Annotated in this window: 21 protein-coding genes and 1 pseudogene; 19 read left to right on the top strand and 3 right to left on the bottom strand. The window is 60.7% G+C overall.

Annotated features, from left to right (window positions below; genetic code table 11):
* The 7 genes from cheB to GHO42_RS23495 form a co-directional block, all read left to right on the top strand.
* A partial coding sequence (gene cheB / locus GHO42_RS23525) for a chemotaxis-specific protein-glutamate methyltransferase CheB (RefSeq protein WP_153384196.1) occupies positions 1-634 on the top strand: 634 nt, incomplete at its 5' end.
* Positions 634-1,374, top strand: a complete 741-nt coding sequence (locus GHO42_RS23520) for a flagellar motor protein (protein ID WP_095002088.1) — start codon at positions 634-636, stop codon at positions 1,372-1,374. The genes cheB and GHO42_RS23520, both read left to right, overlap by 1 nt.
* A 2-nt stretch (positions 1,375-1,376) precedes the next feature.
* The gene (gene motD / locus GHO42_RS23515; RefSeq protein WP_095002087.1) at positions 1,377-2,267 is read left to right on the top strand and encodes a flagellar motor protein MotD; all 891 of its coding nucleotides are present in this window, start codon (positions 1,377-1,379) and stop codon (positions 2,265-2,267) included.
* 39 nt (positions 2,268-2,306) lie between these two features.
* Complete coding sequence (locus tag GHO42_RS23510) at positions 2,307-3,095, top strand: ParA family protein (RefSeq protein WP_095002086.1); 789 nt, start codon at positions 2,307-2,309, stop codon at positions 3,093-3,095.
* A gap of 84 nt (positions 3,096-3,179) precedes the next feature.
* The gene (locus tag GHO42_RS23505; RefSeq protein WP_153384195.1) at positions 3,180-3,920 is read left to right on the top strand and encodes a CheW domain-containing protein; all 741 of its coding nucleotides are present in this window, start codon (positions 3,180-3,182) and stop codon (positions 3,918-3,920) included.
* 81 nt (positions 3,921-4,001) lie between these two features.
* On the top strand, positions 4,002-4,481 hold the full coding sequence (locus GHO42_RS23500; RefSeq protein ID WP_016781537.1) for a chemotaxis protein CheW: 480 nt from the start codon (positions 4,002-4,004) through the stop codon (positions 4,479-4,481).
* Entirely contained in the window at positions 4,482-4,874 is a 393-nt protein-coding gene (locus GHO42_RS23495; protein ID WP_153327647.1) for a DUF2802 domain-containing protein, read from the top strand.
* Between the two features lie 56 nt (positions 4,875-4,930).
* Here the strand turns inward: GHO42_RS23495 and GHO42_RS23490 are convergent, their stop codons facing one another.
* On the bottom strand, positions 4,931-5,806 hold the full coding sequence (locus tag GHO42_RS23490) for a LysR substrate-binding domain-containing protein (RefSeq protein WP_153327649.1): 876 nt from the start codon (positions 5,804-5,806) through the stop codon (positions 4,931-4,933).
* A gap of 108 nt (positions 5,807-5,914) precedes the next feature.
* Here GHO42_RS23490 and GHO42_RS23485 point away from each other — a divergent pair, with 108 nt between their 5' ends.
* Positions 5,915-6,328: a VOC family protein gene (locus GHO42_RS23485; RefSeq protein WP_095002082.1), complete on the top strand. Its 414-nt coding sequence runs from the start codon at positions 5,915-5,917 to the stop codon at positions 6,326-6,328.
* Between the two features lie 29 nt (positions 6,329-6,357).
* Complete coding sequence (locus tag GHO42_RS23480; protein ID WP_153327653.1) at positions 6,358-7,647, top strand: amidase; 1,290 nt, start codon at positions 6,358-6,360, stop codon at positions 7,645-7,647.
* Positions 7,648-7,673: 26 nt separating this feature from the next.
* On the opposite strand, the gene GHO42_RS23475 is transcribed toward GHO42_RS23480, so the two are convergent.
* Both GHO42_RS23475 and GHO42_RS23470 read right to left on the bottom strand, forming a co-directional pair.
* The gene (locus GHO42_RS23475) at positions 7,674-7,991 is read right to left on the bottom strand and encodes an EscU/YscU/HrcU family type III secretion system export apparatus switch protein (protein ID WP_095002080.1); all 318 of its coding nucleotides are present in this window, start codon (positions 7,989-7,991) and stop codon (positions 7,674-7,676) included.
* Positions 7,988-9,559, bottom strand: coding sequence for a flagellar hook-length control protein FliK (locus GHO42_RS23470; RefSeq protein WP_153327655.1), 1,572 nt, complete (start codon positions 9,557-9,559; stop codon positions 7,988-7,990). Before GHO42_RS23470 ends, GHO42_RS23475 begins: the two co-directional genes overlap by 4 nt.
* A gap of 192 nt (positions 9,560-9,751) precedes the next feature.
* Between GHO42_RS23470 and ccmA the strand changes: the two genes are divergently transcribed.
* The 10 genes and pseudogenes from ccmA to GHO42_RS23420 all read left to right on the top strand — a co-directional run.
* Positions 9,752-10,387 carry a cytochrome c biogenesis heme-transporting ATPase CcmA gene (gene ccmA / locus GHO42_RS23465; RefSeq protein WP_095024387.1) on the top strand — a complete coding sequence of 212 codons (636 nt, stop codon included), beginning with the start codon at positions 9,752-9,754 and terminating at the stop codon, positions 10,385-10,387.
* Positions 10,384-11,052, top strand: coding sequence for a heme exporter protein CcmB (gene ccmB, locus GHO42_RS23460; protein ID WP_016781529.1), 669 nt, complete (start codon positions 10,384-10,386; stop codon positions 11,050-11,052). Before ccmA ends, ccmB begins: the two co-directional genes overlap by 4 nt.
* Before the next feature lie 84 nt (positions 11,053-11,136).
* Complete coding sequence (locus GHO42_RS23455; RefSeq protein ID WP_176464297.1) at positions 11,137-11,895, top strand: heme ABC transporter permease; 759 nt, start codon at positions 11,137-11,139, stop codon at positions 11,893-11,895.
* The gene (gene ccmD, locus GHO42_RS23450) at positions 11,892-12,068 is read left to right on the top strand and encodes a heme exporter protein CcmD (RefSeq protein WP_016781528.1); all 177 of its coding nucleotides are present in this window, start codon (positions 11,892-11,894) and stop codon (positions 12,066-12,068) included. The genes GHO42_RS23455 and ccmD overlap by 4 nt, the downstream gene beginning before the upstream one ends.
* Entirely contained in the window at positions 12,065-12,526 is a 462-nt protein-coding gene (gene ccmE, locus GHO42_RS23445; RefSeq protein WP_016781527.1) for a cytochrome c maturation protein CcmE, read from the top strand. Before ccmD ends, ccmE begins: the two co-directional genes overlap by 4 nt.
* The gene (locus tag GHO42_RS23440; RefSeq protein ID WP_165446540.1) at positions 12,526-14,511 is read left to right on the top strand and encodes a heme lyase CcmF/NrfE family subunit; all 1,986 of its coding nucleotides are present in this window, start codon (positions 12,526-12,528) and stop codon (positions 14,509-14,511) included. The genes ccmE and GHO42_RS23440 overlap by 1 nt, the downstream gene beginning before the upstream one ends.
* Positions 14,508-15,044, top strand: a complete 537-nt coding sequence (locus GHO42_RS23435) for a DsbE family thiol:disulfide interchange protein (RefSeq protein ID WP_088377708.1) — start codon at positions 14,508-14,510, stop codon at positions 15,042-15,044. Before GHO42_RS23440 ends, GHO42_RS23435 begins: the two co-directional genes overlap by 4 nt.
* Positions 15,041-15,517 (top strand): cytochrome c-type biogenesis protein, encoded by a 477-nt coding sequence (locus tag GHO42_RS23430; RefSeq protein WP_095018891.1) that lies wholly within the window; start codon positions 15,041-15,043, stop codon positions 15,515-15,517. The genes GHO42_RS23435 and GHO42_RS23430 overlap by 4 nt, the downstream gene beginning before the upstream one ends.
* Positions 15,510-16,712: a c-type cytochrome biogenesis protein CcmI gene (ccmI, locus tag GHO42_RS23425; RefSeq protein ID WP_153327660.1), complete on the top strand. Its 1,203-nt coding sequence runs from the start codon at positions 15,510-15,512 to the stop codon at positions 16,710-16,712. Before GHO42_RS23430 ends, ccmI begins: the two co-directional genes overlap by 8 nt.
* A gap of 130 nt (positions 16,713-16,842) precedes the next feature.
* A pseudogene (locus GHO42_RS23420) lies at positions 16,843-17,041 on the top strand (hypothetical protein); the annotation flags it as partial.

Here is a 17,041-nt window from a genome sequence, read left to right as displayed (position 1 = left end):
GGTGCGCACCACACCCATTGCCAGCCGTGGCGGCCCTGTGCCAACCCCGGCGGCTGCCGCACCCAAGCGCAAGGCTTACAAGCTGGTGGCTATCGGTACTTCAACCGGTGGGCCGGTGGCCTTGCAACGGGTACTGACTCAGTTACCGGGCAATTTCCCGGCGCCGATCGTGCTTGTGCAGCATATGCCGGCCGCGTTCACTAAAGCGTTTGCCGAGCGGCTGGACAAGCTTTGCCGCATCAGTGTCAAGGAAGCCGAGGACGGCGATATCCTGCGCCCCGGTCTGGCCTTGCTGGCACCTGGCGGCAAGCAAATGATGATCGACGGCCGTGGTGCCGTACGCATCCTGCCGGGCGATGAGCGCCTCAACTACAAACCGTGCGTGGATATCACCTTCGGCTCGGCGGCCAAATCCTTTGGTGACAAAGTTTTGGCGGTGGTATTGACCGGCATGGGCGCGGACGGCCGCGAAGGCGCGCGCATGCTCAAACAGGGCGGCAGCCAGGTATGGGCCCAGGACGAAGCCAGTTGCGTGATTTACGGCATGCCCATGGCCATCATCAAAGCCGGCCTGGCCGATGCGGTGTACAGCCTCGATGACATTGGCCGGCACCTGGCCGAGGCTTGCCACTGATGGACGTGCTCAGCCTGATTGGCATCATCATGGCGTTTGTCGCGATTATCGGCGGCAACTACCTGGAGGGTGGCCATCTGGGCGCTCTGGCCAATGGCCCGGCGGCGTTGATCGTGCTGGGCGGCACTGTGGGCGCGGCATTGCTGCAGTCGCCCATGAGTGCGTTCAAGCGCGCAATGCAGACCGTGGTGTGGATCCTGTTTCCGCCACGTATCGACATGACGGGCGGTATCGACCGTGTCGTCAACTGGAGCCTTACGGCCCGCAAGGAAGGCTTGCTCGGCCTGGAGGGCATGGCCGATACCGAGCCCGACAGCTATTCGCGCAAGGGCCTGCAATTGCTGGTCGACGGAGTAGAGCCGGAAACCATTCGCAGCGTGCTGGAAGTCGACTACATGACCCAGGAAAGCCGCGATATCGAGGCCGCCAAGGTGTTTGAGAGCATGGGCGGTTACGCCCCGACCATCGGCATTATTGGCGCGGTCATGGGCTTGATCCACGTTATGGGCAACCTGGCCGATCCAGGGCAACTGGGCAGTGGCATTGCGGTGGCGTTTGTCGCGACCATTTACGGGGTGGCCAGCGCCAACCTGGTGTTGCTGCCCATTGCCAGCAAGCTCAAGGCCATTGCCATGCGCCAGTCGCTGTACCGTGAGATGTTGCTCGAAGGCATCCTGTCGATTGCCGAGGGCGAGAACCCGCGCTCCATTGAACTCAAACTTCAAGGCTTTACAGGTTAACTATGAGCCGGCGCCGTCGCCACGCGGATGAACACGTCAATCACGAACGCTGGCTTGTGTCCTACGCGGACTTCATCACCTTGCTGTTTGCCTTTTTCGTCGTCATGTACTCGATTTCTTCAATCAATGAGGGCAAGTACCGAGTGATTTCCCAGGCGCTGGTCGGTGTGTTCAATGACACCGAGCGCAGCATCAAGCCGGTGCCCATCGGAGAAGAGCGCCCGCTGACCACCCAGCCTGCCGAACCCTTGATAAAAGACAGCGAAAATACTGACGCCGGTTTGGGGCAGCGCCCCGATGACCCGCTCAAGACCATTGCCAATGACATCACCCATGCCTTTGGTGATTTGATCGCGTCCAAACAATTGACGGTGCGCGGCAATGAGCTGTGGGTCGAGATCGAACTCAACTCCAGCCTGCTGTTCGGCAGCGGTGATGCGATGCCCAGCAATGCAGCCTTCGAGATCATCGACAAAGTGGCCGCAGTACTCAAACCCTTTGAAAACCCGATACATGTCGAAGGGTTTACTGACGACCTGCCGATCCGGACCGCGCAGTACCCGACCAACTGGGAATTGTCATCGGCGCGCTCGGCAAGCATCGTGCGCATGCTCGCCATGCAGGGGGTCAGCCCCGGGCGCATGGCCTCGGTGGGCTACGGCGAGTTTCAGCCGGTGGCCAACAACGCTACGCCAGAGGGGCGCGCGCTCAATCGCCGGGTAGTGCTGGTGGTGTCGCGCAACCTTGAGGTACGCCGCAGCCTGACTGGCACGGGCAGCGCCCATGCAACACCGGATGCCGCCTTGAAGCGGGCTGGCACACAAACTGCACCGCCACAGACACAGCCACTGGTTCGCGGGAATGCCGTCAATTCCCCGTCGCCAACCCTATAAATCTCGGCCGGCACGCATGCAGCCGGGAGGAACAACTGAATGAGAGTCTGGGCAGTAGCCAATCAAAAAGGTGGGGTCGGCAAGACCACCACATCCATCGCCCTGGCCGGTTTGCTGGCAGAGGCGGGCAAGCGCGTGGTGGTGGTCGATCTTGACCCGCACGGCTCCATGACCAGCTACTTCGGTTATGACCCCGATGGTCTGGAACACAGTGTCTACGACCTGTTTCTGCATCAGGGCCAGGTGCCTGAGGGCCTGGCCGCGCAATTGCTGTTGCCCACCAGCCACGAGAAAATTTCCTTGCTGCCGGCCACCACGGCCCTGGCGACCCTCGAGCGTCAGGCTCCGGGGCAAAGCGGCCTGGGCCTTGTGATTGCCCGCAGCCTGGCGCAACTGTGGCAGGACTATGACTACGCGATCATCGACAGCCCGCCGATTCTGGGTGTGTTGATGGTCAACGCGCTGGCGGCCAGCCAGCAGTTGATCATCCCGGTGCAAACCGAGCATCTGGCGCTCAAGGGCCTGGAGCGCATGGTGCATACCCTGCGCATGATCAACCGCTCGCGCCCCCAGGAGCTGCCGTTCTGTATCGTGCCGACGTTGTTCGACCGTCGTACCCAGGCGTCGATGAGTACCTTGCGAGTATTGCGCGATGTGTACCCCGAGACCCTGTGGCAGGGTTTTATCCCGGTCGATACTCGTTTGCGCGATGCCAGCCGTGCCGGGCAGACGCCTTCGCAGTTCGATGAGAAAACCCGTGGAGTGATCGCCTACCGTGCGTTGCTCAAGCACGTCCTCACCCGCCAGCTTGCACCGCAGGTGGCGTGAAGTGGGCGGGCATTCAAGTATCGGTCGGGTCTGGCCGATAACGTCTACAGGTCTCTGTCGCGAGGCTGATGAGTGGGGCACTTTATGACGCAGCCAGTAGCACTTTCCAACCGCTCGCAAGTGGCCTTGCAGTCGTACCTCGACGACTTGCTGTTTGATGCAACCCAGGCGCTGGAAGCGGCTGACCCCGCACCCGCACCCGCACCCGCGCAGCCGGAGGCGGAACCTGCCGCCGCGCAACCCATTGAAGCGCCGCTGGCGATGCCGGTGGAGCTGTCTGAGGTCGGTGTGCCTGCCGAGGCGCTGGCCCATCCGCTGGTTGAAGTGCATCGGCCCAGTGCCCCCGGGGCGCATTTGCCGGTTCCCGATGATGGTCGCCCGGCCTGGGCTGCCGAACCTTTCGAGTGCCTGCTGTTCGACGTGGCGGGGTTGACCCTGGCGGTGCCATTGGTGTGCCTGGGCTCGATCTACTCACTGGCCGGGCGTGAACTCACTCCGCTGTTTGGCCAGCCAGACTGGTTTCTGGGGATCCTGCCCAGCCAGAGCGGCAAGCTCAACGTGCTCGATACCGCGCGCTGGGTGATGCCTGAACGCTATCGCGATGATTTGCGCGAAGGCCTGCAATACGTGATTTCCGTACAGGGTTACGAATGGGGGCTGGCGGTGCATCAGGTCAGCCGCTCGTTGCGCCTGCACCCCAATGAAATCAAATGGCGTTCACAACGCGGGCAACGTCCGTGGCTGGCGGGCACGGTGATTGAACACATGTGCGCATTGCTGGATGTGGAGCAGCTGGCGGCATTGATCGCCAAGGGCAAGTCATAACAATAATCGTGGTCGATTCACCTGCGAGGGCGGATCACCAGTTATCAGAATCGAGCAGTATTTCAGTCAGGGGTTTGGGGTATGAAACAGTCAGCGGCACAGGGTTCTGAAGATCCGATCCTGCAATGGGTTACCTTCAAGCTGGACAACGAAACCTATGGCATCAATGTGATGCAAGTGCAGGAAGTGCTGCGTTACACCGAAATCGCCCCGGTACCGGGTGCGCCTTCCTACGTGTTGGGTATTATCAACCTGCGCGGCAACGTAGTAACGGTCATAGACACGCGTCAGCGTTTTGGTCTGTACAACGCCGAAATCACCGATAACTCGCGCATCGTCATCATCGAAGCCGACAAGCAAGTGGTTGGGATTCTGGTCGATAGCGTGGCAGAGGTGGTGTATCTGCGTCAGTCCGAAATCGAAACGGCGCCTAACGTGGGCAATGACGAATCGGCCAAGTTTATCCAGGGTGTGTGCAACAAGAACGGCGAACTGCTGATTCTGGTTGAACTGGACAAAATGATGACCGAGGAAGAATGGTCGGATCTGGAGAACATCTGATTGATCCTTGAGGCGGCGGTAATCGTCCTGGGCCTGTTATGGACCGTGACCCTGTGGCTGTTTGTCAGCCACGTGCGCCGTCAGCGGGTGCTTGTGGCGCAACAGGCTGCGGCCGATGAACAGCGAGACCGGCGCCTTCGGGAACTGGCGCGGCGCCTGGATACCTACCAGAACGGCAATGTGCAGATGGGCGAAGCCCTGCACGAATTGCGCGCCGTGGTTGCGCCGCTGCCCGAGAAGCTGACTCAGCTTGAGCAGCGTGACCCTACCAGCCTGTCGTTCAACCAGGCGGCGCGGCTGGTGAGCATGGGTGCCAGTGTTGATGAGCTGACCCAGGCATGCGGCCTGACCCAGGCTGAAGCCGAACTGATGAGCAAGATGTACAAGGGTTGAGTTGGGTGACTGACCGTAGCCGCTCAAGTGCGTAGCGAGGCTGCGCTCCTCAGCGGCTACAGGTGACTGCCTGCAGTCTCCAGCAGCGCCCGCTGCAATACGTCTACCATCCGCAACCTTGGCCCTTGGGCAAGGCTGAGCAGCACAATTTCTCGGTCATAGCGCTCATCCCCGACCGGCTCCAGCACACAACTGCCGGTCCAGCGCTCAATTCCCGACCAGCATGGCACCAGACTCACCCCAAGGCCCTGTGCCGTGAGCAGGGCGATGGTTTCCAGTGCATCCAGATCGAGCAGGGCAGCGGGTGACAAGCTGTGATCCTGCAAGTACTGCAGGGCATGGCGGCCGCCCCAGGCATCGGGGTCATACTGAATGTACGGGCAGTGTTGCAGGCGGGCGTCGATGCCTTGCGTGGAGGGTTCATTGGAAATAAACAGCAAAGGCTCCTTGCGCAGCACTACCACCTCGAAGGTTTTGCTCAGTGCAAAGGGCGGTGCGACCACTATCGCGGCATCCAGCTCATTGGCCTCCAGCGCCTGATACAGCGCGCGCGATGTGCCGGGCACTATGACCGGTTTCAGTTGCGGGGTTGAGCGGGTCAAGGCGCGCAAGGCCTGTGGCAGAAGCCCCGTGAGCACGGTTGAAATGGCGCCGATGCGCAAGGGGCCGGTCAGGCCCTGGCTATCGGCATCACCTGCCAGCAGCGCCACTTCATTGACGATGGCACGTGCCCGGGGCAGTAAATCCAGGCAGGCCAGGCTGGGTTTGGCCTCATGCCCGATGCGCACCAGAAGCTCCAGCCCGAGCTGGCGCTCAAGGGCCAGAATGCGCTGGCTGACGGCGGCGGCAGTGAGGTTTTCCAGGCGTGCTGCCCTGGCAATCGAGCCGCAATCCACCACGGCGATCAGGCTTTTGAGGTAGCGCGTATCCATAAGAATTTCTTTCTTTCACGGATAAAATAACAGGTTAGTTCTATTGAAGACGGCAATGCATCATTGGCGCAAGGGCCATCAGGCTTGTTCCGGTTTCAGGAGGTCACTGTGCAATCGCTTTTTCATTTCGCCTATCACGTTCACGACCTGGTCTCGGCGCGGCGCTTTTATTGCGACGTGCTGGGCTGTGCTGAGGGCCGCAGCACGGAGAGCTGGGTAGATATCGACTTTTTCGGCCATCAGTTGTCGTTGCATCTGGGCGAGCCGTTTTCCGTTAGCAATACCGGGAAAGTCGGCGAGCACCGGGTGCCCATGCCGCATTTTGGCGTGGTACTGGCCATGCCCGACTGGCACGCTCTCAAAGAACGCCTGCTGAGCCGTGACGTGCAGTTTGTACTGGAGCCGACCCTGCGCTTTGCCGGGACAGCGGGGGAGCAGGCGACGATGTTTTTCCTCGACCCCTCGGGCAACCCCATTGAGATCAAGGGTTTTGCCGATTGGGCAGCGGTGTATGCCGTGTAACGCAGCCATAATCCGAGGTTAAACATCACATGAGCTTTCTTGACACTGCAGATGCCTGCGCGATCGCCGAACACGTACGCAAGGCGCTGCTTGGCCCCGGGCAGGTGGCTGAGCATTTTCTGGCGCAAACCAATGCCCGCGAACCTGCAATCCAGGCGTTTGCCGCGCTCGATGCGCAGTGCGTACGTAAACAGGCGCTGTGCCTGGGCAGCCCGCAGATCAATGGTTTATTGGCCGGTGTGCCGGTGGGGGTCAAGGACATCATTGATACCGGCGACCATCCGACTGCATTTTACTCGCCGATCTACGCCCACAACCGGCCCTCGCGGGATGCCCATGTGGTTGCGCTGCTGCGTCAGGCCGGGGCGGTGATCATGGGTAAAACCCATACCACTGAGTTTGCCTATATGCACACGGGGCCGACGCGTAATCCCCATGACCTGCAGAGGACGCCGGGCAGCTCCAGTGCCGGCTCTGCTGCGGGCATGGCCGCGGGCTTTTTCCCCCTTGCCCTGGGCACGCAAACGGCGGGCTCGCTGCTTAAGCCTGCATCCTATTGCGGGTTGTATGCCTTCAAGCCGTCCCATGGGCTGGTTTCCCTGGAAGGGGTCAAGCCCCTGGCGCCGAGCTTCGACACCCTGGGCTGGTATGGCCGTTCGGTTCGCGACCTGGCGCTGCTCGCCCGGGTACTGGTGCCCGGCTTGCCGCAAACGAACGGGGAGAATGGCGCCCGTTCATTCGGGTTTTGTCGTACGTCGCGTTGGGATCAGATCGATCCTCCGGTGGCTAAGGCCTTGCTGGCAGCTATGGAACAATTGAAAACCGCAGGCCACAGCGTCACCGAGGTGATACTGGAGGACGAGTTTGCCAGTGTTTTCGATGATCATCAGTTGATCAATGACTGCGAGGGTGCCCGTTCACTGAGCAAGGAGTGGCAATCGAACCCCGAGCAACTGAGCCCGCAAGTGCTGGCCATGATTGATAGGGCGCGGGCCACCAGTTGGCAGCAGGAAACGGCAGCGAAGGCTCGGCTGGCGGCGTTGGCGCCGGTGTTGAAGGAGCATTTCGAAGCCTTTGACGCGATGCTGGGTGCCACCTGCGGCATGGTTGCGCCACTGGGGTTGCAGAGCACCGGGCCATCAGACTTCTGCAAGTTCTGGATGGCATTCGGCCTGCCCCAGCTCAATATTCCGATGCCCCGGGCGTCGGGGGAGCTGCCAGTGGGGTTGCAACTGATTGGCGGATTTCGTCAGGACAGTAGGCTGCTCGAAGCGGCGCAGCAGGTGGATAGCGCCCTGCGCTCAACGCCCGGTCTGTAGCAGCTGCTACGAAGGCGATAGAGTGTTTAACGGGGAGTGATGTCGCGTTCCTCCGGCTCGGTTTGGGGGGCAAAACCCTCTGGGAATTTACCTTTAAGCTGCCAGGCAAAGGCAATGATCTCTGCCAGTGTGCGGTACAGCTCTTGCGGGATGCTGTCACCCAACTCCATGCGCGCCAGTAATTTGACCAGCTCGGCATTTTCATAGATCGGCACTTCGTGTTCACGGGCCAGCGCCAGGATGGCTTCGGCCAGTTCGTCATCGCCCTTGGCGGTGAGGGTAGGGGCCTGTTTGCCGTCGTATTTGAGGGCAATCGCCTGGCGCGGTTCGGCAGGTGTATTCATGCGGTTTCATCGACCCAGCGTTGTTCCAGACGGGTATGGCCACTTTGCGGCGGGATGCCTTGATGGCAATCCAGATCGGTCACGCTCAACCCGGCATCACTCAGACGCTGACGCAAGTTGCCCAGCTGACTTTCGATCAGGCGGGCGGTGTATGCCTGTTCGGCCCAGAGCTGGCCCGACAGGTTGCCCCGCAACAGCTGCGCCTGCACATGCAGCGGGCCCAGGGGGGCGAGGTCGAAGGCCAGCTCCACGCGCCATAGTTGATCCTTGATCTCCCGGGATTCGGTTTTGCCTTGCGCTTGTTTTTCCGGCGGGTCTTCACGCTGGAACTTGACCTGCAAAGGTACGATGTCGTGAGCATTGCGCATGGGGATTTCCAGTTGCCAGGTGGTCAGTACACCACCCTCGGCCGTGCGCCCACTCTGTTCCAGGCTGGACAGCTGATGGCTTTGCAGCCGCGAGACAGCTGCTGCTGCCAGTTTCAGCAAGTTCTCCAGGCTGTCTTCACCTTCACCGTTCTGCAGCAAGCGCTGGGGCAAGGGGAAGCCGCCGGGCTGTGGTTTGGCGCTGACCTGGCCGAGCATGCCCAGGGCATTACGCACAAAAGTCGGCAAGGCCTGGGCCTGGGTGCTGGCAGCCATGCCGGGGTTGAAGCTGGTGCTTGACGGCAGACCGGGCAGGATCTGCGCAATAAGGCGCAGCAAGGTAGCTTTCATGTCAGGGGCCTGTGCCGGGGTTTGCCCGGTCAGCAGTCGGGCCTCCAGAAATGCCCCGCTGTTGAGCAGGGCATCACCCAGGCCTTTGGCGTTGCTCAGTTGGTAGGGCGTAGGCAAACCGGCTAATAGTTTGTCGATGGATGCACGCAGCTCAGCAGGCATGTCGGCAGTGGCCGGCAGTTTTTGCAGGGCGTTGAAAAGGCCCTCCAACGAGCCTTGCCGGCTCTGTTGTGTTGCCAGTTGTTGCGCCACAGCCAGTTGTTCCTGGCGCCCGCTCAGCGGCACAAACTCGAGGCTCTGCGGGCCGTCCACACGGGCGCTAAGCAAGCTGCCGATACGCAAGGGCAGCGGGCTGTCCAGGGTCAGGGTCGTGCCGCTCAGTGCGCTGTTGAGCAAGGTCACCAGTGACCGATAAACCGTCGGTTGCCCTGCGGGCTGCGCCAGGGCCTGAGTGGTCAGTACCTTGCCTTGCAGCAGCGTGCCCACTGGCAATTGTCGGGTATCGAGGCGGGTGAGAGTGGCGACGCTGCTGCTCAGGGCCTGTTGCAGGCTGATCGCAAGGTTTCCCGCAGAAGGCTGGGTCACGGCCAGTTGGGTGCCCAGCGGCAAGGGAAAATTGCTGCTGGCCTGCACGTTGGTTTCGCGGCCACTGGCCAGGGTCAACTTGAGCAAAAGCTGGAAGCTCAGATCGTTTTGCTTGAGTGACAGCACCTCGGCCTGGGCACTTTGGCCGGGCTTTATCAGGCCCTCTGCGGGCTGCAGCAACTTGAGCACTTCACCGCCCACAAGCCCCTGACGCACACTGCTGGGGGCGGATTGTGGGATGGGTGGAATATTCATGTCGCCTTTCATCGTAACAACCTGTCGAAATTGCCCTCTTTAGCGTAGGACATGGCATGTATAATGCTGCCCCGTCGTTCAGAGCGCCTAAAAAACATAACAATTGTTTGATCCAGCTCTCTGAATCAGGCCGCAAATGCATTTATCCTGCATCACTTTAACGGCCATGCCTGCGCCGACTTGAACCGTGAAGGCCTCAATTACGTGACCAGCCCTCTTTTAGAAGCCGTAGCGCTCGCTTGTGAGCGTGACTGGCGGATGCTGTTCGAACACCTCGAATTGCGTCTGACCAGCGGCGACATGCTGCAAATCAGCGGCCCCAACGGCAGCGGCAAAACCAGCCTGCTGCGCTTGTTGGCGGGCCTGATGCAGCCAACGGCTGGTGAAGTACGGCTTAACGGTATGGCCCTGAGCGCCCAACGTCATGAATTGACCAGCAATTTGCTGTGGATCGGCCATGCGGCGGGAATCAAGGATTTGCTCACGGCCGAAGAAAACCTCAGCTGGCTGTGCGCCTTGCATCGCCAGGCAACCCGTGATGCCATCTGGGCTGCGTTGCATGAGGTCGGCTTGCAGGGTTTTGAGGATGTGCCGTGCCACACCTTGTCGGCAGGGCAGCAGCGCCGTGTGGCGCTGGCCCGCCTGTATCTGGACAGCCCGCCGTTGTGGATTCTCGATGAGCCGTTTACCGCGCTCGATAAACAGGGCGTGGCGCAACTCGAAGAACACCTGGCCCGCCACTGTGAAAGCGGCGGCATGGTGGTGCTCACCACGCACCATACCTTGACCCGGATGCCAGCCGGTTACCGCAATATCGACCTGGGGCAGTGGGCTGTATGAGTGTGTTTGCCGTGTTGGTGGCGCGCGAAGCGCGTTTGCTGTTCCGTCGCCCGGCCGAATTGGCCAACCCGTTGGTGTTCTTCGCGATTGTCATCGCAATGTTTCCGCTGGCCGTTGGCCCGGAGACGAAATTGTTGCAAACCTTGTCTCCAGGACTGCTGTGGGTCGCGGCCCTTTTAGCGGTTTTACTCTCGCTGGACGGGCTTTTCCGCAGTGATTTCGAGGACGGATCGCTTGAGCAGTGGGTCCTTTCGTCGCACCCCCTGCCTCTACTGGTACTGGCCAAGGTGCTGGCACACTGGGCGTTTTCCGGTCTGGCGCTGGTGATCCTGTCACCCCTGCTGGCCCTGATGCTCGGGCTGCCGGTGGCGTGCCTGCCGGTGTTGCTGATGTCGTTGCTGCTGGGGACGCCAGTGTTGAGCCTGCTTGGTGCCGTGGGCGCTGCCCTGACCGTGGGCCTCAAGCGCGGCGGCTTGCTACTGGCGCTATTGATTCTGCCTTTATATATCCCGGTATTGATCCTTGGTAGTGGCGCCCTGCAGGCGGCATTGCAAGGCATGCCTGCAACCGGTTATTTGCTCTGGCTTGGTAGCCTGACCGCCCTGGCTGTAACCCTGACACCTTTTGCAATAGCTGCCGGCCTGAAAATCAGCGTCGGCGAATAATGAGGTCTGGCCTGCGTGGGCCAGTAAAGACCCTGGCTGGCATGACAGCACACCTGTCGTGACCGGCACCGTGATGGAAGCAGCGTGATGAACTGGACTTGGTTTCACAAACTCGGCTCGCCCAAATGGTTCTATGCCATCAGTGGGCGGCTGTTGCCGTGGTTAAGCATTGCCGCCGTGTTGCTGATCACCTGCGGGGTGATCTGGGGCCTGGCCTTTGCACCGCCGGACTACCAGCAGGGCAACAGCTTCCGCATCATCTATATCCATGTTCCTGCGGCCATGCTGGCGCAATCCTGCTACGTGATGCTGGCGGTGTGCGGTGTGGTAGGGCTGGTGTGGAAGATGAAAATCGCCGACGTGGCCCTGCAATCCGCCGCACCCATTGGCGCCTGGATGACAGCCGTGGCGCTGGTCACCGGTGCGGTGTGGGGCAAGCCGACCTGGGGCTCGTGGTGGGTCTGGGATGCGCGTCTGACCTCGATGCTGATTCTGCTGTTTCTGTATTTCGGCCTGATTGCCCTGGGCAACGCCATCACCAATCGCGACAGTGCGGCCAAGGCCTGCGCGGTGCTGGCGATTGTGGGCGTGATCAATATTCCGATCATCAAGTACTCGGTGGAGTGGTGGAACACCCTGCACCAGGGCGCGACCTTCACCCTGACCGAAAAACCGGCCATGCCCATGGAAATGTGGATGCCGCTGTTGCTCACGGTGCTGGGCTTTTATTGCTTCTTTGGCGCGGTGCTGCTGTTGCGCATGCGTCTTGAGGTGCTCAAGCGCGAGGCCCGCAGCACCTGGGTCAAGGCTGAGGTGTTGAAGGCTCTGGAGGGTGCGCGATGAGTTTTGCTTCTTTTGGCGACTTTCTCGCCATGGGCCATCACGGGGTATATGTCTGGTCGGCCTATGGCATTTGCCTGGCGGTGCTGGGGTTGAACGTGGCACTGCCAATCATGGCGCGCCGGCGTTATCTGCAACAAGAGGCGCGTCGTTTGCGTCGGGAGAATTCGAAGTGAATCCGCTGCGCAAAAAACGCTTGATCATAATCCTGGCGATTCTGGTAGGGGTCGGCGCTGCCGTGGCCCTGGCCCTGAGCGCCTTGCAGCAGAACATCAACCTGTTTTACACCCCGACCCAGATCGCCAATGGCGAAGCGCCATTGGATACCCGGATCCGTGCCGGTGGCATGGTCGAGGACGGTTCGCTCAAGCGTTCAGGTGACTCGCTGGACGTGCAGTTTGTGGTCACCGATTTCAACAAATCGGTGACCATCCAGTATCGCGGCATCCTCCCGGACTTGTTCCGTGAAGGGCAGGGCATCGTCGCGCTGGGCAAGCTCAATGCCCAGGGTGTGGTGGTGGCTGATGAAGTGCTGGCCAAACACGACGAAAAATACATGCCGCCCGAAGTGACCAAGGCGCTGAACGAAAGTGGCCAATCCGCGCCTGTGCCTGCAAGTGAGGGTAAGTACTGATGTCTGGACTCTATATTCCCGAATTGGGCCATCTGGCCATGATTCTGGCCCTGTGCTTTGCCATTGTGCAGGCCATCGTGCCGCTGCTGGGCGCCTGGCGCGGCGACAAATTGTGGATGAGCCTGGCGCAACCCGCTGCCTGGGGGCAATTTGCCTTTTTGTTGTTCTCCTTTGCCTGCCTGACCTATGCCTTTATGGCCGATGACTTTTCCGTGGCGTACGTAGCCAGCAACTCAAACAGCGCGCTGCCCTGGTACTTCAAGTTCAGCGCGGTGTGGGGTGCCCACGAAGGATCGCTGCTGTTGTGGGCGATGATCCTCGGCGGCTGGACCTTTGCCGTGTCGATCTTTTCGCGGCAGCTGCCACAAGTGATGCTGGCGCGTGTGCTGGCGATCATGGGCATGATCAGTGTCGGCTTCCTGCTGTTTTTGATCCTGACCTCAGATCCTTTCGTGCGCTTGCTGCCGCAGATTCCTTCGGATGGCAACGACCTTAACCCGCTACTGCAGGACATTGGCCTGATTGTTCACCCGCCAATGCTGTACATGGGCTATGTCGGTTTCTCCGTGGCTTTTGCCTTTGCCATTGCTGCCTTGCTCGGCGGTCGGCTGGACGCAGCCTGGGCGCGCTGGTCGCGTCCATGGACCATCGTGGCATGGGCCTTCCTCGGCATCGGCATCACCCTGGGTTCATGGTGGGCTTATTACGAGCTTGGCTGGGGCGGCTGGTGGTTCTGGGATCCGGTAGAAAATGCTTCGTTCATGCCATGGTTGGTGGGTACGGCGCTGATTCACTCGCTGGCCGTGACCGAAAAACGTGGTGTGTTCAAGAGCTGGACCGTACTGCTGGCGATAGCTGCGTTTTCCCTGAGCCTGCTGGGTACGTTCCTGGTGCGTTCCGGCGTGTTGACCTCGGTGCATGCGTTCGCTTCCGACCCAGAGCGCGGCGTATTCATCCTGATCTTCCTGCTGTTTGTGGTCGGCGGTTCGCTGACCCTGTTTGCCCTGCGTGCGCCAGTGGTGAAAAGCCATGTCAGCTTCAAGCTGTGGTCCCGTGAGACCCTGCTGTTGGGCAACAACCTGATCCTGGTGGTGGCCGCGTCGATGATTCTGCTCGGCACCCTATACCCACTGATTCTGGATGCCATCAGTGGCGCCAAGATGTCGGTGGGCCCGCCGTACTTCAACGCCCTGTTTATCCCGCTCATGGCTTTGCTGATGGTGGTGATGGCCGTCGGTGTGCTGGTGCGCTGGAAAGACACTCCGGTCAAATGGTTGTTGGGCATGCTCACCCCCGTACTGCTGGGCAGCGCCGCGCTGTCGGTAATTGCCGGAGTGGCTTATGGCGACTTCAACTGGGCGGTGCTGACCACCTTTATGCTGTCGGCCTGGGTGCTGCTGGCCGGGGTGCGTGACATCGGTGACAAAACCCGTCACAAGGGCCTGATCAAAGGCGTGCGCAGCCTGACCCGCAGCTACTGGGGCATGCAGATTGCCCACCTGGGTATCGCCGTGTGTGCGCTGGGGGTGGTGTTGTCGAGCCAGCACAGTGCCGAGCGCGACTTGCGCCTGGCACCGGGCGAGTCGATGGAGCTTGGCGGTTATCACTTTATTTTTGAAGGCGCCAAGCACTTCCAGGGTCCGAACTTTACGTCTGACAAAGGCACCGTGCGTGTCATCCGCAATGGCAAGGAAGTCAGCGTACTGCACCCGGAAAAACGCCTCTACACGGTGCAGAACTCGATGATGACCGAAGCCGGGATCGACGCCGGTTTCACCCGTGACCTCTATGTTGCTCTGGGTGAGCCACTGGACAACGGCGCCTGGGCTGTGCGGGTGCATGTCAAACCCTTTGTGCGCTGGATCTGGTTTGGCGGTCTGCTCACAGGCTTTGGTGGATTGCTGGCAGCGATGGATCGTCGCTACCGGGTCAAGGTGAAAAGCCGCGTGCGTGAAGCACTGGGCATGACAGGAGCCACGGCATGAGACGTTGGTTGATGCTGGTCCCGCTGGCCGTTTTTCTCGGTATGGCGTGGTTTCTCTACCGGGGCTTGTATCTGGACCCGACCGAGCTGCCGTCGGCGATGATCGACAAGCCGTTCCCGGCCTTCAGCCTGCCTTCGGTGGAGGGGGACAAAACCCTCACCGAAGCTGACCTCAAGGGCAAGCCTGCGCTGGTCAACGTGTGGGCTACCTGGTGCATTTCATGCCGGGTCGAGCACCCGGTGCTGACCAAACTGGCCGATCAGGGTGTGCTGATCTACGGCGTGAACTACAAAGACGTCAACGAAGATGCGAAGAAGTGGCTCAAGGATTTCCACAACCCTTATCAGCTGGACATCAACGACGCAGACGGCTCCCTGGGCCTGAATCTGGGCGTGTACGGCGCTCCTGAGACATTCCTGATCGACAGCAAGGGCATCATCCGCCACAAGTTTGTCGGCGTGATCGACGAGACCGTGTGGCGCGAGCAGCTTGCGGGTAAATATCAGGCACTGGTTGACGAGGCCAAACCATGAAGCGCTGGCTAGCCGCCGTGGTTTTCGGTTTGACCCTGACCGGGGTTGCCCATGCCGCCATCGATACCTACGAGTTTGCCAACGACGCCGAGCGCGACCGTTTTCGTGAGCTGACCAAGGAACTGCGCTGCCCCAAGTGTCAGAACCAGGACATCGCCGACTCCAACGCCCCTATTGCCACCGACCTGCGCCGCGAGATCTATCGCATGCTCGGTGAAGGCAAGGACAACCAGCAGATCCTCGATTTCATGGTCGCCCGCTACGGCGATTTCGTGCTCTATAAACCGGCCCTGACCGGCAAGACCGCAGTGCTCTGGTTTGGCCCGCTGGCCCTGCTGGTGGGCGGTCTGGTGGTGATTGGCGTCATCGTCGGGCGCCGTCGACGTACAGAGCAGACCGAAGGTTCGGACACACTTTCTGCCGAGGAGCGCAAGCGCCTCGACACTTTGCTGGATAAAACCAAAGATGATTGATTTCTGGCTCGCAGCAGGCTTGCTGCTACTGATAGCCCTCAGCTTTTTATTGATCCCGGTATTGCGCGGGCGCCGTGCCCAGCGCGAAGAAGACCGTACCGCTTTGAACGTTGCCTTGTATCAAGAGCGGGTGGCCGAGTTGCAAGCCCAGCGCGAAGAGGGCGTGTTGACCGCTGAACAGTTCGAAACCGGCCGCGCCGAAGCGGCCCGCGAATTGCTCGCGGACACCGAAGGTGTGGCGCCGGGGCGGGTGTCCAGTCTGGGCAAGGCCATTCCGTTGTTGGCCGCAGTGCTGGTGCCGGTACTGGGCTTGAGCCTGTACCTGCATTTTGGTTCCAGCGACAAGGTCGAATTGACCCGCGAGTTCTCCCAGCCGCCGCAATCCCTTGAAGAAATGGTCGCGCGCCTTGAGCGTGCCGCGGCTGCGCAACCTGACTCGGCCGAAGGCCTGTACTTCCTGGGCCGTGCCTATATGGCACAAAACCGTCCTGCGGATGCGGCCAGGGTGTTCGAACGCGCGGCCAACCTGGCCGGTCGTCAGCCCGAGTTGCTGGGCCAGTGGGCACAGGCGCAGTACTTTGCCGACGATAAAAAGTGGAGCGACAAAATCCAGGCGCTGACCGATGAAGCCTTGAAGGCCGACCCGAAGGAAGTCACCAGCCTGGGCCTGCTGGGCATCGCCGCCTTCGAGGACCAGCGCTTCGAACAGGCCATTGGCTACTGGCAACGGTTGATGACCGAACTGCCCGAAGGCGACGCCTCCCGCGCGGCGCTGGAAGGCGGTATTGCCAAGGCCCGTGAGCAACTGCAGGCCCTCGGCGGCAAGGTTGAAACTGCACCTGTGGCCAAGGCGATGGCCTCGATCAAGGTCAACGTGGATCTGGCCGATGCGGTCAAGGCCAGCGCCTTGCCGGGTGACAGCGTGTTTATCTTTGCCCGTGCGGTCTCCGGCCCGCCGGCACCGTTGGCGGTCAAGCGCGTGACTGTGGCGGACCTGCCGATCACGGTTGAGCTGGGCGATGTCGATGCAATGATGCCGCAATTGAAACTGTCCAACTTTCCTGAAGTCCAATTAATGGCACGCATCTCCCGTGCTGGCCAGCCAACAGCAGGCGAGTGGGTAGGGCGCAGCCAGCCGCTGTCCAGCAGCACTCGGGAGCTGCAACAGCTGACCATCGACAGCCCGGATAAATAAATGCCCCGAATGTGGCAGCGGGCTTGCTCGCGATGCAGACGACGCGGTCCTCCAGTGAATCCGCATTGATTGAATCGCGAGCAAGTCCGCTGCCACAGGGGGTCTTAGCTGACTTACAAGAGAAGCCGCCATGGCCGTATTCGCCCGTATCACCTTGCTCGCGCTAGCTCTAGGCCTGAGCGCCTGTGCGGTTCAACAGCCTTACGAACCGCCTGCGCCAACAACGCCGATGCCGCAGCCGACACCCCAGCCCTCGGGCAAGCCCCTGCCGGACATGCCGATTCCCAAGGCGCCAAAACCGTTGCCGCGCACCTCGGCGACCTTTGCGC

The organism is Pseudomonas sp. FSL R10-0056 (assembly GCF_009600105.1).
GTDB lineage: Bacteria > Pseudomonadota > Gammaproteobacteria > Pseudomonadales > Pseudomonadaceae > Aquipseudomonas > Aquipseudomonas bubulae.
This window is presented reverse-complemented; position numbering and strand designations above follow the sequence as displayed.